Below are 12,480 nucleotides of genomic sequence, written 5' to 3'. Positions count from 1 at the left end.
GTCAGAACCCCAGCCGGAACGCCCGGTTCCCGATCGGCACAGTCGTTGCGATGGTGTGACAGAAGCGCCCTTTTGATCACCCGGGGAAACGGTTACCGTTTCCCTCGGCTCGGCCCCCCTCATGCCGACTTCTCATGGAGAGCTGGTTTCGCATGCGGCCCCTACCGCTGTATCTCGAACCACGGCTGGAGACCCCGCTCCGCTCCCTCCTGGAGGAACGCGAGCTCCTGCACACCCTCGCCGACGCGCTGGGCTCCCCGCTCAACCTGCTCCTGCCCGAGCAGATCGCGGACAACCTGGCACGCTTCCAGGCCGTCTACCGCAAGCACCGGCTCACCGGCCGGATCCACTTCGCCCACAAGGCGAACCGCTCCAGCGCCCTCGTCCGCCGGCTCGCCGCCACCGAGGCCGGGCTGGACGTCGCCTCGCTCGCCGAACTCCAGCACGTGCTCGGGGCCGGCTGCCCGCCCGACCGGATCATCGCCACCGGCCCCAAGAACCGCGAGTACCTCTGGCTGGCGGCCCGCACCGGCGTCACCGTCCACCTGGACTCCCGCGCCGAACTCGACGACCTGGCCGACCTGGTGCGCAAGCACGCCCTGCCGCCGGTGCGCGTCCTGCCGCGGCTTTCCGGCTTCCGGGCACCGGGGGTCACGGTGCTCACCCGGCCGAGCCGGTTCGGCACCGACGTCGGCGAGCTCGACGAGCTGCTCGACGCGCTCGAACGCCACCGGGACGCCGTCGAGACCACCGGCGTCGCCTACCACCTGGACACCACCGGCGTGGCCGAGAAGGCCGTCGCCCTGGAGACCTGCGTCACGGTGCTGAACGAGTGCCGGCGCCGGGGCCTGCGACCGCGCACCATCGACATCGGCGGCGGCTTCGGCGTCGACTACCTGGCCGACGCCGCCCAGTGGGAGCGGTACACCACCGAGCTGACCGAAGCCGTCCTGGGCCGGCGGCCCCCGCTCACCTGGCAGGGCCACGGCTACGGGCTGCGCGCCGAGTCCGGCCGGCTGCGCGGCTCCCTCGGCCTCTACCCGGCGCACCGCCCGGTGGCCGCCGAGGCCTACCTGGACGAGCTGCTCTCGTACCCGGCGCCCACGCTCGGACGGCCGCTCGGAACCCTGCTGCTGGAGAACCTGTACGACCTGGTGGTGGAACCCGGCCGGGCGCTGGCCGACCAGTGCGGGGCGACGCTCGCCCGGGTCCTGGAGGTCCGGCACACCCCGGCCGGCGAGTGCCTGGTCCGGCTGGAGATGAACGCCCGGGACGTCGGCCTGGAGGAGCACGGGGTGCTGATGGACCCGCTGCTGATCCCCCGGCCCGGCGGCCCGGCCGCACCGGACGGCCCGGACGGCCCGGACGGCCCGGTGGGGGTGTACCTGATCGGCAACCTCTGCCTGGAGACCGACCTGATCACCCGCCGGACTGTCTTCCTGCCCCGCCTCCCCGCCCCCGGCGACCTGCTCGCCTTCGCCAACACCGCGGGCTACCTGATGGACTTCAGCGCGGGCCGGGCGCTCCGCCAGCCCGTGGCGCGCAAGGTCGCCGCGTACCGGCAGGACGGCGCCTGGCGGTGGCGCCTGGACGAGCAGTACTGGCCCGTCGACGCGACGGCGGCCGCAGGACACCGGGGGGACGGACGGGCATGAGGTACGACAGCATCACCGACGCGATCGGCAACACCCCGCTGCTCCGGATCGACCCGGCGGTCACCGGCCTGCGGCACATCGACCTGTACGCCAAGCTGGAGATGCTCAACCCCTTCGGCTCCGTCAAGGACCGGGCCGCCTGGAACATGACCCGCGAGGCGCTCCCCGGCGCCGTCGAACGCGGCGACACCGTCGTGGAGCTGTCCAGCGGCAACACCGCCAAGGCGCTCGCGCTGATCGCCGGCCTGCACGGACTGCCGTTCAGGAGCGTCACCAACCGGATGCGGGTCCCCGAGATCAAGGACCTGCTCCTGCTGCTGGGCGCCGAGATCGAGGAACTGCCCGGCCGCACCGAGTGCCTCGACCCGACCGACACCGACGACCCGCTCACCCGCATCCACCGGATGCTCTCCGAGGCCGACTCCGGCTACCTGCACACCGACCAGTACTACAGCCGGCTCAACGTCGACGCCCACCTCACCGGCACCGGCCCCGAGATCGTCCGGGACCTCGACGGCCGCGCCCCGGACCACTTCATCGCCTGCGTCGGCACCGCCGGCTCGTCCACCGGCGTGGCGGCCGTGCTGCGCGCCCACAACCCGGCCGTCGACGTGCTCGGACTGGTCGCCCACAAGTCCGACTTCATCCCCGGCATCCGCACCATCGACGAGGTCCACGAGGTCGGGCTGTTCGACCCCGCCACCTACGACGCCATCGAGTCGGTGACCGCCGACCAGGCCATCGACGGCATGCTCACCCTGGTGCGCCGCTGCGGCCTGCCGGCCGGCCCGACCGGCGGCGGCGCCTTCCACGGCGCGCTGCGCCACCTGCGCACGGTGGACGCCGAGTTGGCGGCCCGGGCGACCGGCGAACGGCACACGGCGGTCTTCATCGTCTGCGACCGGGTGGAGAGCTACCTGAGCTACGTCCGCCACCGGCGGCCCGAGCTGTTCCACCGGCCCGCCCGGCCCGACTCGGTGCAGACGGTGACCCCGGCCGAACTGGCCGCCGCCCGGACCGTCGAGGTCGACGCCGCGCGCAAGTGGATCGCCGAGGAGCGGCCGCTGGTGGTCGACCTGCGCGGCCCCCACGCCTTCGCGGCGCTGCACATCGAGGGATCGATCAACATCGTCGACGAGCTCTTCGACGAACTCCTTTACGGCGGGCTGCCGTTCGGCACCCACCAGCCGGTCCTGCTGGCCTGCCCGGTCGGCGAGAAGTCCGTCCGGTACGCGGCGCTGCTCACCCGGATGGGACACCGGGACGCGCGCAGCCTGACCGGCGGCGTCATCGCCTGGCGGGACGCGGGCGCCCCGCTGGTCCGGGACTGAGCGGGGACGGCCATGACCACCATCGACGGACCGCTCGCCGAACTCCACGACTGGCACCGCGGGTTGCGGGCGCAGTTCCCCATCGTCACCGGCAACCCGGACCAGGCGTACCTGGACAGCGCGGCCACCTCGCAGAAGCCCCGGGCGGTGCTCGACACCGTCCAGCGCTACCTGACCACCGCCAACGCCAACGCCGGACGCGGCACCTACACCTGGGCCAACGCCACCACCGCCCTGGTCGACCGCACCCGCGCCCGGGTCGCCCGCTTCCTCGGCGACCCGGCCCCGCAGCAGCGCTCCGGCGTCCACTTCGTCAGCGGCGCCACCGAGGGGCTGCGCACGGTGGCCCGGGACTGGCTGCCCCACCACCTGCGGGACGGCGACGAGATCATCGTGCCGTTCGCCGACCACCAGGCCAACGCCCTGCCCTGGCTGGAGGCCCAGCGGTTGCTGGCCCGTCAGGGCGTGCGGATCACGATCCGCGAGCTGCCGTACGACCCGGCCTCGCACGACTACGACCACGTCGCGCTGGCCCGACTCGTCACCGACCGCACGGCGTTCGTCGCCGCCACCCACGTGCACCACGTGTACGGCGGCGACATGAACGTCCACCGCGTCCGGGCCGCCGTCGGGCCGCGGGTGCCGATCTGCCTCGACGCCGCGCAGAGCGTCGGCCACCTGCCGGTGGACGTCGGCACGCTGGACGTCGACTTCGTGGTCTTCTCCGGGCACAAGGCGATGGCCCTGCCCGGCACCGGCGCGGTGTGGGCCCGCAACACCCGGGGCCCGGAGTTCACCCCCGGCGGCTGGAGCGGCACGCCCAACACCTGCGGCATCGCCAGCCTGGAGGCCGCCCTGGACTGGCTCGACGACGCCGGGCCGGAGCGCATCCAGCGGTGGAACACCGCCCTGGCCGCCCGGCTCACCGAGGGGCTGCGCACGCTGGCCCCGTACGAGGTCCTCGGCTGCCAACTGAGCCTCGCCGCCGACTCCGTGGTCCAGCGGCGGGAGGGCATCGTCACCTTCCGGCACCACGGGATCGGCTCCAACGACCTGGGCTTCGTCCTCGCCAGCCACGGCCTGATGGTGCGCGCCGACGGGCACTGCCAGGGGCGGGCCGGGGAGAGCGAGAGCTCGGTGCGGGTGAGCCTGCACGTCTACAACACCCCGGAGGAGGTCGACCGCCTGCTCGCCGTCCTGGCCGGGCTGTAGCGACTCCGTCCGGGCCGGGTCGTGGCGGCGCCGGGCCCGGCGCCGCTCACATCCGCAGGAGGTTCCGCACCAGCCCGGTCATCTTCGGCGAGGGGGCGACGTTGAGCTCCCGCTGCAGGAACGAGCGGTAGTGCTGGTAGGAGCGCAGCGCGCTGGCGAGGTTGCCCTCGGCGAGGTGCACCTCGACCACGATCCGGTGGGCCGTCTCCCGGACGGGGTCGATGGCGATCGCCGCCAGCGCGGTCTGCAACGCCGACAGGTAGTGCTCCGCGTCGCACAGTTGGTGGGCCAGGCTCTCCAGGGCGTACAGCCGCAGCTGATCCCACCGCTCGCGTTCCAGGGTCAGCCACTCCTCCTCCCAGCCCGGCAGCAGTTCGGCGGCGAGGTCGTCCACGATCGTGTCACAGCTCGTCGGCAACTGGTCGAGCCCGGCGACGACTTGCCGTGCCGAGCGGCGGGCGGCGCGCAGGTCCACCCGGACCGACGGCGCCAGGCGCAGCCACTGCCCCGGGCTCTCGACCGGGACGGCACGCGCGCGCCGCCGCACGTGGTAGAGGGCGGTGCGCAGGTTCGCGGCCGCGCGGCGCTGGGTGCAGTCCGGCCAGAGCCGCTCGGCGGCCGCGCCGCGCGGCACACCGTCGTCGTGCAGGGCGAGGAAGGCCAGCAGGTGCTGCGCACTCATCGGGAGGGCGATGCGGTGTCCCTCACCGGTGGCCTCGAAGCCCCGGAGCAGTTCGATGCTCGGACCGTCCCACAACACACCCCCACTCTGGCGCGGCACACCGCCGCCCGCACCCGTTCGGACGCGATCCGGTTGCGGCCGGGGCCCGTCACGACGGTGTCCGTCCGGCCCCGGTCCTCCGTCGCGCGTGCGTCGCACGGATGTTGCGACCACGTCGCCGTGACGCCGCCCGGACGTCACGGCCGTCGTCGCCGACCGTCACGACCACGCCCCGCGACCGACCGCCCGACACCCTAATGGGCCGCCCCCGAACGGGTGTTGGAGCAACCGTCGGTCCACCGCGAACACACCGTCCGGTCCGCGGACGCGCCGGCGGTCACGGTGCGTGCATCCACCGGCCCGTGGCGCGGACAAGGGCCACGGCGGATCCGCCACGAGGACGCGACGCGTCCGCGACGGCGCCCCCGCACCGGCTGTGACGCTCCCCGGCACACCCGCGCGACGGCCGGCCCGTTGACTGGCAGCACCTGCTGAACGGCGGAGCGCACCCGACGCCCCGCCCGCCATCGGAAGGCGATCCCCCATGAAGGCCAGATCGGTGCTGCGCGGTGTCCCCGCCCCCGAGGACGGACTCCTCGGCGACCCGGCCGTGTGCATCGCCGTCCTGGACGGTCCCGTCGACCTGTCACACCCCTGCTTCGACGGCGCGGACCTCACCCGGCTGGACACGCTCGTCGCCGAACCGGCCGGCAACGGCCCGATGTCCCTGCACGGCACCCATGTCGCGAGCCTGCTCTTCGGCCGGCCCGGCGGCCCGGTCGCCGGGATCGCCCCGCGCTGCCGCGGACTGGTCCTGCCGGTCTTCACGGACGCGGGCGAGGGCCGGGTGCCCCAACTCGACCTGGCCCGGGCCGTCGAACGCGCCGTGCAGGAGGGTGCGCACATCATCAACATCAGCGGGGGCGAACTCGGCCGGGACACCCAGCCGGACCCCATGCTGGAGCGGGCGCTGCGGCTGTGCGACGGAAGCGGGGTCCTGGTGGTCGCGGCCGTCGGCAACGACGGCTGCGACTGCGCCCAGGTGCCGGCCTCCGTCCCGACGGTGCTCGCCGTCGGCGCGGCCGGCCCGGACGGCGAGCCGCTGGACATCAGCAACTGGGGCTCCGCGTACGCGGCCCACGGCCTGCTCGCCCCCGGGCGCGACGTCGAGGGCGCCGCCCCGGGCGGCGGAACCGCGGTCCTGACCGGCAGCAGCTTCGCCACACCGCTGGTGTCCGGGGTCGCCGCCCTGCTGGTCGGCGCGCAGCTGCGGGCGGGGCACCGGCCCGACCCGCGGGCGGCCGGCCAGGCCCTGCTGCGGGGCGCGCGGTCCGTACCCTGCGCACCCGCCGACGCGCCGGAGTGCCGGCGCCGGCTGGTCGGCCACCTGGACGCGGCCCGGGCGTACGAGCTGATCACCCGTGGAGACCTGACGGAACGTCCGGCCGGCACCGGGCCCACGGCGGACGGCGTCCGCCGCACCACCCTCTCCCCCGAGGTCGGGGTCGCCACGGCCGGCGCACCCTCGCTGCTCGGGACCTCCCCTTACGACTCGCACGAGGGAGCCAGCACCATGGACACCCAGAGTGTTCCCGCCGCCACCGCAGAGGCCGTTCAGGCCGCCCAGCTCGCACCGGCCGCGCAGCCGGCCCCTGTCGCCCAGGCCGCACCGGGCCAGGAGGCCGTCCAGGCCCTCCAGGCCGTACCGGCAGCTCAGGCAGCACCGTTCGAAGCCGTCGCCCCGGCCGCAGCCGCCGGGGTGACGGGCGCCACCGCCGCGGGCGTGCCGCCCGTGAGCCCCGTCCCCGTCCCACCGCCCGCCCCGGCCGCGCCCGCGCCGCCGGTCGGCGCCACGGCGCTCGGCCAGGCCCCGGCGGCCCCCTGCGCGTGCCAGGGCGGCGGGGCCGCGGGGGCCGGGCCGTCGGGCGGCGCACCGGCCGGCGGCGGCGTCCGGCCGTCCTGTGCCTCCACCAACAACCGCCCGCTGGTGTTCGCGATCGGCCAGGTCGGCGTGGACTTCCGGACCGAGGCCCGCCGGGACAGCTTCCGCCAGCTGATGGACCCGGTCGAGAAGCCCGTCGAGGGCCAGCCGGGCGTGACGAGGGAAGTGCCCGCCAACCCCTACGACGCCGAGCAGCTGCACAGGTACCTGACCGTCAACCCGTGGGCCTCCGACAAGGTCACCTGGACCCTGAACCTGGAGAGCACGCCGGTCTACGCGTTGGAGGCCGAACCCGCGGCGGGCATGGACTGGAGCGGTACGCCCCTCGTGCAGCTCGGGGCCACGAAGGCGGACGTGGAGGCGATGATCAACGATCGCGGCAAGCTCGCGGACGCCCTGATGGCACTCGCCTCGCCCGCCCCGCCCGTGTCCACGGTCTACCGGTCGTTCCGGGACGCGTACCTCGGCCAGAACAGGTACACCCAGGACGAGGACGGCTACATCTCCCGGATCTCGGTACCCGGCCGACTGACCGACCGGACCGTCCGGCTGTTCTCCGGACAGGTCGTGCCCGTCGTCGAGGTGAAGAGCCGTGGCGTCTACATCTGGTACCAGAAGCAGCTGGTGGACGCCGTGGTGAAGGCCGTCCTGGGCCAGGCGGTGCACGAGTCGCTGACGATCGACGAGGACTACGTCCGCAAGACCATGGACGCGTTCCTCGACAAGGTCTACTACCAGTTCCGCAACCTCGGGCAGACCTCCGCCGACCGGGCGCTGAACTCGGCCGGGACGAACGCGTTCTCGATCGCCGGCCCGATCAGCAAGGCCATGCTGCTGGGCCAGAGCGTCCCCAGCAACGTCAGGCGTCCCGACACCCCGGTCTCGCTCTACTGCATCGACACCATCTCGGTCGCGAAGAGCCCGTACTGCCGCATGGGATCGGACTGCCAGGACGTGAAGGTGACCTTCTTCGACCCCGAGGACGACCGGCACGCGCGGGTCAGCATGCTGTTCACGGTGGACGTCAGCGACGAGTTCCCCGTCACCCTGGCACCGGCCCACCAGTTCCTCGAGTCCTGAACACCCGGCGCCGTCGGTGCCCACGCCGACGGGACGACCCCACGCCATCCGTCAGGAGGAGGCGGATCATGAGAACCCCCGCAGCACCCCCCAGGCCCACACCCAGACTGCCGGTCCTCGCCGCACCGGTCCGCAGGGACGGCCGGGACGAGGCCGGCCGGCTGCCCGCCGACCCGGGCGTCGCTCCGGCCCGGTCCGCCTGCGCCGGTCTCACCGGCCCGGCCAGGAGCATGTGCTACGCCGCCCTCTGACGGCCCGCCCCGACGGGCCTGCCGCAGGACGGGGTGCAACCAGCACGACGAGAAGGGATGAGCAGAAATGACCAACGAAGAATTCCGTGAGGAGCACCGGGCCTGGTCCCCCACCCCGCAGCTCCCGAAGCTGGCCGCGCCGGTGGACCGCACCGGCCGCACCGGCGGCGCCCTGGGCGACTCCCCCGGCGTCGAGGCCGACATCAACTGGGGCAAGCTCATCAGCGGCGGCGCGGACCTGCTCGGGACGCTCTTCTGATGACCCGCCCAAGCGCCGGCGACGGGCCCCAAAGGGTCCGGCGCCGGCCACCCCGCCCGGTGACACGGCCACGCACGACCGCTCACCGGAGCACCGGACAGGAGAGGCACGACCATGTACGAGCAGCCGCCGCCCCAGGTGCCGTCGATCGACCGCACGGTCGGCTACGAGGCGTACCTGAAGGTGTACAAGGAGACCGTCGACGTCGGCGAGGACCGGAACGCGGCCAGGTCGCCGATGAGGGCGATGGTCGGATTCACCGGTGGCCCGCGGCCGGCGGCCGTCGTGGCCCCCGTCTCGCGGGCGGGCGCGGCGTCCACCGCGCACCCGACCACACTGATCATGGACGGCCCCGGGGGGCTCTACGGCCCCAGCTTCGCGGACCCGTCCCCCTGGGCCTGCGGCGGTGCCCCCACCCCCGGTTGCATGCCGCCACCGCCCCCCGCCATCGGAGGCCTCCACTGACCCCTGCCGGCGGTCCCCGCACACACGAAGGGAAGAACGACCATGACCATGGAAGACGTCCGCGCGGAACACCGGGCGTGGTCCCCCACCCCGCAGCTCCCGAGGCTCGCCCCGCCGATCGACCGCACCGGCCGCACCGGCGGCGCCCTGGGCGACTCCCCCGGCGTCGAGGCCGACAGCTTCTGGGACGACGCCTGGAGCGTCGTCAAGACGGTGGCCCCGATCGCCGGCGGCCTGCTGCTCTGACGGGATCCACCCGCGGACACCGAGTCCGCGCCGCGCCGGCCGCGAGGCCCTTCCACCCCGCGGCCGGCGCACCGTGCCGAGGCCCGGGGTCAGCGCAGGCCGGCGAAGAGGTCGTTCTCGGGGACGGCCGCGCCGGTGGTGTCCCTGACCCGCAGGAACGTCTCCACGCCCATCAGTTCGGTGAACCGTTCCTTCCCCATCTTCAGGAAGAAGATGTTCTCGCCCTGGCTGGCGTGCGCGGCCAGGGCGTCGAACTTCTGCCCGCCGAAGGCGGTGGTGTCCACCCAGGTGGTGATCTCCTCGTCGGGCAGGCCGATCTCGGACATGTCCGGCATCTCCTCCGCCTCCGCAGGATCCGGCTGCTCCCCGCCGGCGCCGAACTCGCGCATCACCTCCCCGAAGCGCCGCATCGCCGAACGCGGCGCCGTGGTCCAGTAGACCTTCGGCGCCAGGTCGGTCAGCTCCAGGGCCGCCATCGTGATGCGGTGGGCCTGGATGTGGTCGGGGTGGCCGTAGAACCCGTTCTCGTCGTAGGTGACGACCACGTCGGGCCGGTAGTGCCGCATCAGTTCGGCGAGGCGGGCGGCGCCGTCCGCCACCGGGGTGCGCCAGAACGACCCGGGCTCGTCGTTGCTGGCCCAGCCCATCATCCCGGAGTCGGCGTACTCCAGCAGCTCCAGGTGATTGACCTTCAACACCTCGCAGCTGGCCTCCAGTTCCTGCCGGCGCATCGCGGCGACGGCCGCCGGGTCGTGGCCGGGCTCGCCCGGCTTGGCCCCGCCCGGTCCGTCACCGCACCTGCCGTCCGTACACGTGACGAGCACCGTGCGGATGCCCTCCGCCGCGTAGCGGGCGAGGACACCTCCGGTCCCGGTGGCCTCGTCGTCGGGGTGGGCGTGCACCGCCATCAGGGTCAACGGCCGGTCAGCCATGTGGTCCATCCTTCGCTCCGGAAAGTCATCTCCCCCAGTCTGCGCCACGGGGGCGGGTGGTCGCTCGCGGTTTGTCCCGTCCCGCGGCGGCCCGGCGGCCTCACCCGGCCACCCGCCGCCGACGAGCCGGGCCGGGACGGCTCTCCTACGATCGAGGCGACAACGGCTCCCAGGGACGGGTTGGTTCCCATGCCCGATCACACCGCCAGGATCGATCAGTCGAAGCCGAGCATCGCCCGGGTCTACGACTACCTGCTCGGCGGCAAGGACAACTACGCCGTCGACCGCGAGGTCGGCGACTTCTTCCTCCGGCAGCTGCCCGGTTCGGCGGCCATGGCGTTCGCCAACCGCCGGGCGCTGATCCGCGCCGTGGGCGCCATGGCCCGCGACGGCATCCACCAGTTCGTCGACCTGGGCAGCGGTCTGCCCACCGCCGAGAACGTGCACCAGGCGGCCCGGCGGCAGGACACCGGCGCCCGGGTCGCCTACGTCGACAACGATCCGACCGTCCTCGCCCACGGTCGTGCCCTGCTGGCCGCCGACCCCCGCACCGCGCTGGTCCGGGCGGACCTGCGCGAGCCGGCGGAGATCCACCGGCACCCCGACGTCCGGCGGCTGATCGACTTCGACGAGCCGGTGGGGGTGGTCTTCAGCGCCGTCCTGCACCACCTGGAGGACTCCGAGCGGCCCGCCGACCTGGTGCGCTGGTGGGTGGACCGGGTGCCCTCGGGCAGCCTGGTCTACCTCTCCCACTTCCGCTCCCCGGGGGACACCGGCGGGAACACGGAGGTCGGACGCGCGGAACGGAAGCTGCAGGAGAGCTTCGGCCGCGGCCGCTGGCGCACCGACGAGGAGATCCTCGCGCTGTTCGACGGCCTGGAACTGCTCGAACCGGGGCTGGTCCCCTGCCCGCTGTGGCGTCCGGAACCGGAACCCGACACGGGGACCGAAGCGGCGCGGGCGGTTCCCGTGGGCGAGGGCGACCTGCCGGTGTGGGAGCGGCTGATCTCCTGCGGGCTGGCCCGCAAACCCTGACCGGCGCGGGCCCGGCCGCCCGCCCTCGGCCGCCGACCGGGCCCCGCGCGGACCTGGGTCAGGACAGGTAGTCCTCCAGCCCGCCGTCGCGCCGGATGTCCAGGGTCACGCAGTGGAAGCCGCCGCCGAGCACCCGGGAGTGCCGCAGCCGGTGCGGCAGGACGGTGATCCCGGCGTGCTCCAGCAGCTTGATCAGGCCCTCCTGGCCGGCCTCGACGATCGCCGTGTCCGGCGAGACCATCAGCAGGTTCATGCTGATCCAGCTCTCGCTGAGCGCGTGCTCCGGCGCGTCACCCGAGGGCTCGGCCGGCGGGCACCACAGGACGTCCCAGCCCCGCAGCGGCTCCGGGACGGTCTCCGGACTGATCCGGTCCGGGTTGAGCAGCACCAGCCCCGGCCGCAGCAGCGCGATGGTGCTGTCGATGTGGGTGTAGCCGTAGACGTCGCGCAGCGGGTGCAGCCGCAGCCCGCCGTCGCCGAGCAGGCCGAGGGTGGACTCCAGCCAGCGCAGGCCGAGTTCGTTGCCGCTGCGGGAGACCTGGTAGAACACGTCCCGGCCGAGCCGCAGCACGTTCGCGGCGTCGAAGACCGGCTCGGCCTCGCCCAGCAGGGGGAGCCCGTCCGCGTCGAACTCGAACAGCTCGTCCGCCAGTTGCGGCCGGGGAGCGGCCAGCCAGCGCGCGCCGCGGAGCAGGTAGTCCTGGAAGAGTCCGCGCAGCCCGAAGACCTCGAAGTAGCGCTGCCGCATCGGGCTCGCCACCTCGATCAGCGTCTCGCCGACCACCAGCGTCAGGTCCCGCGGGCAGTAGGAGTGGAAGCCGCCGTCGGCCCGCCAGAGCGGGGAGGCGAACTCGGCCGCGTGGTCGACCGTTCCGGGCTGGTGGACGGTGACGCCGAGGCCGCGCAGGGTGGCGACCAGCGCGTCCAGGTCCTCCTCGGTCTCCTCCACGACCTGCCGCGAGTAGGGGCCGGCCTCGATCGAGGCGAGCTCGGCGGCACTGGTCTTCGGGAAGCAGGACAGCCAGGAGGACGGCTCGGTCTGCTCGGGCAGCCGGGCGCCGACGGCGGTCCCGACCACGATCTCCCGCAGTGTGGTGAATTCGTCCCAGCTGTGGACCGGACGGGCCGAATCGGACATGACTCCCCCTTGACAAGGGTCGAGGAAACGCGGAGAAAGGACTGCGAACACGACGGTTTCGAACCGCACCGCAGGACGGACGGGGCCCGGTCGGCGCCGAACCACCGCGAGCCGTCGGCGCGGTGAGATCCCCCCCCTGGGCGTGCGGAGCCGGCGACGGAAATCGGAACCCGTTGATCCCCGGCCGGCTCCGGCCGACCACGGCGTACGGTA

The 12,480-nt window shown here is 73.7% G+C and carries 12 protein-coding genes; 9 read left to right on the top strand and 3 right to left on the bottom strand.

Annotated features, from left to right (window positions below; all coding sequences use genetic code 11):
* The first annotated feature begins 152 nt into the window (after positions 1-152).
* From ACZ7RU_RS24735 to ACZ7RU_RS24725, 3 genes are read left to right on the top strand one after another with little or no spacing between them, the layout of a single operon-like run.
* Positions 153-1,655 carry a Y4yA family PLP-dependent enzyme gene (locus ACZ7RU_RS24735; RefSeq protein WP_470343136.1) on the top strand — a complete coding sequence of 501 codons (1,503 nt, stop codon included), beginning with the start codon at positions 153-155 and terminating at the stop codon, positions 1,653-1,655.
* On the top strand, positions 1,652-2,986 hold the full coding sequence (locus ACZ7RU_RS24730; protein WP_470343135.1) for a pyridoxal-phosphate dependent enzyme: 1,335 nt from the start codon (positions 1,652-1,654) through the stop codon (positions 2,984-2,986). Before ACZ7RU_RS24735 ends, ACZ7RU_RS24730 begins: the two co-directional genes overlap by 4 nt.
* A 12-nt stretch (positions 2,987-2,998) precedes the next feature.
* Entirely contained in the window at positions 2,999-4,198 is a 1,200-nt protein-coding gene (locus ACZ7RU_RS24725) for an aminotransferase class V-fold PLP-dependent enzyme (RefSeq protein ID WP_470343134.1), read from the top strand.
* A gap of 46 nt (positions 4,199-4,244) precedes the next feature.
* On the opposite strand, the gene ACZ7RU_RS24720 is transcribed toward ACZ7RU_RS24725, so the two are convergent.
* Positions 4,245-4,958 carry an AfsR/SARP family transcriptional regulator gene (locus ACZ7RU_RS24720; RefSeq protein ID WP_470343133.1) on the bottom strand — a complete coding sequence of 238 codons (714 nt, stop codon included), beginning with the start codon at positions 4,956-4,958 and terminating at the stop codon, positions 4,245-4,247.
* Positions 4,959-5,463: 505 nt separating this feature from the next.
* Between ACZ7RU_RS24720 and ACZ7RU_RS24715 the strand changes: the two genes are divergently transcribed.
* From ACZ7RU_RS24715 to ACZ7RU_RS24695, 5 genes are all read left to right on the top strand, one after another.
* On the top strand, positions 5,464-7,941 hold the full coding sequence (locus tag ACZ7RU_RS24715) for a cyanobactin maturation protease PatG family protein (RefSeq protein WP_470343132.1): 2,478 nt from the start codon (positions 5,464-5,466) through the stop codon (positions 7,939-7,941).
* Positions 7,942-8,009: 68 nt separating this feature from the next.
* A complete protein-coding gene (locus tag ACZ7RU_RS24710; RefSeq protein ID WP_470343131.1) occupies positions 8,010-8,192 on the top strand; it encodes a hypothetical protein in 183 nt (60 codons plus the stop codon).
* Between the two features lie 67 nt (positions 8,193-8,259).
* Entirely contained in the window at positions 8,260-8,451 is a 192-nt protein-coding gene (locus tag ACZ7RU_RS24705) for a hypothetical protein (protein ID WP_470343130.1), read from the top strand.
* Positions 8,452-8,565: 114 nt separating this feature from the next.
* Positions 8,566-8,916, top strand: coding sequence for a hypothetical protein (locus ACZ7RU_RS24700; protein WP_470343129.1), 351 nt, complete (start codon positions 8,566-8,568; stop codon positions 8,914-8,916).
* 42 nt (positions 8,917-8,958) lie between these two features.
* On the top strand, positions 8,959-9,162 hold the full coding sequence (locus ACZ7RU_RS24695) for a hypothetical protein (RefSeq protein ID WP_470343128.1): 204 nt from the start codon (positions 8,959-8,961) through the stop codon (positions 9,160-9,162).
* Positions 9,163-9,251: 89 nt separating this feature from the next.
* Here the strand turns inward: ACZ7RU_RS24695 and ACZ7RU_RS24690 are convergent, their stop codons facing one another.
* Positions 9,252-10,094 carry a PIG-L family deacetylase gene (locus ACZ7RU_RS24690; RefSeq protein WP_470343127.1) on the bottom strand — a complete coding sequence of 281 codons (843 nt, stop codon included), beginning with the start codon at positions 10,092-10,094 and terminating at the stop codon, positions 9,252-9,254.
* Positions 10,095-10,283: 189 nt separating this feature from the next.
* Here ACZ7RU_RS24690 and ACZ7RU_RS24685 point away from each other — a divergent pair, with 189 nt between their 5' ends.
* Positions 10,284-11,129 carry an SAM-dependent methyltransferase gene (locus ACZ7RU_RS24685; RefSeq protein WP_470343126.1) on the top strand — a complete coding sequence of 282 codons (846 nt, stop codon included), beginning with the start codon at positions 10,284-10,286 and terminating at the stop codon, positions 11,127-11,129.
* Positions 11,130-11,187: 58 nt separating this feature from the next.
* On the opposite strand, the gene ACZ7RU_RS24680 is transcribed toward ACZ7RU_RS24685, so the two are convergent.
* Positions 11,188-12,267, bottom strand: a complete 1,080-nt coding sequence (locus ACZ7RU_RS24680) for an inosamine-phosphate amidinotransferase 1 (protein ID WP_470343125.1) — start codon at positions 12,265-12,267, stop codon at positions 11,188-11,190.
* Positions 12,268-12,480 lie beyond the last annotated feature (213 nt).

The sequence above is a fragment of the Kitasatospora sp. NPDC114501 genome (genome assembly GCF_055633695.1).
The sequence above is the reverse complement of the archived record's forward strand: the minus strand, read 5'-3'. Positions and strand labels throughout refer to the sequence as shown.

Excerpts from the sequence above, each read along its gene's own strand:
- ACZ7RU_RS24730 (WP_470343135.1), top strand. The coding sequence starts at position 1,652 with ATGAGGTACGACAGCATCACCGACGCGATCGGCAACACCCCGCTGCTC.
- ACZ7RU_RS24690 (WP_470343127.1), bottom strand. The coding sequence starts at position 10,094 with ATGGCTGACCGGCCGTTGACCCTGATGGCGGTGCACGCCCACCCCGAC.
- ACZ7RU_RS24710 (WP_470343131.1), top strand. The coding sequence starts at position 8,010 with ATGAGAACCCCCGCAGCACCCCCCAGGCCCACACCCAGACTGCCGGTC.
- ACZ7RU_RS24680 (WP_470343125.1), bottom strand. The coding sequence starts at position 12,267 with ATGTCCGATTCGGCCCGTCCGGTCCACAGCTGGGACGAATTCACCACA.
- ACZ7RU_RS24725 (WP_470343134.1), top strand. The coding sequence starts at position 2,999 with ATGACCACCATCGACGGACCGCTCGCCGAACTCCACGACTGGCACCGC.
- ACZ7RU_RS24715 (WP_470343132.1), top strand. The coding sequence starts at position 5,464 with ATGAAGGCCAGATCGGTGCTGCGCGGTGTCCCCGCCCCCGAGGACGGA.
- ACZ7RU_RS24735 (WP_470343136.1), top strand. The coding sequence starts at position 153 with ATGCGGCCCCTACCGCTGTATCTCGAACCACGGCTGGAGACCCCGCTC.
- ACZ7RU_RS24705 (WP_470343130.1), top strand. The coding sequence starts at position 8,260 with ATGACCAACGAAGAATTCCGTGAGGAGCACCGGGCCTGGTCCCCCACC.
- ACZ7RU_RS24685 (WP_470343126.1), top strand. The coding sequence starts at position 10,284 with ATGCCCGATCACACCGCCAGGATCGATCAGTCGAAGCCGAGCATCGCC.
- ACZ7RU_RS24695 (WP_470343128.1), top strand. The coding sequence starts at position 8,959 with ATGACCATGGAAGACGTCCGCGCGGAACACCGGGCGTGGTCCCCCACC.
- ACZ7RU_RS24700 (WP_470343129.1), top strand. The coding sequence starts at position 8,566 with ATGTACGAGCAGCCGCCGCCCCAGGTGCCGTCGATCGACCGCACGGTC.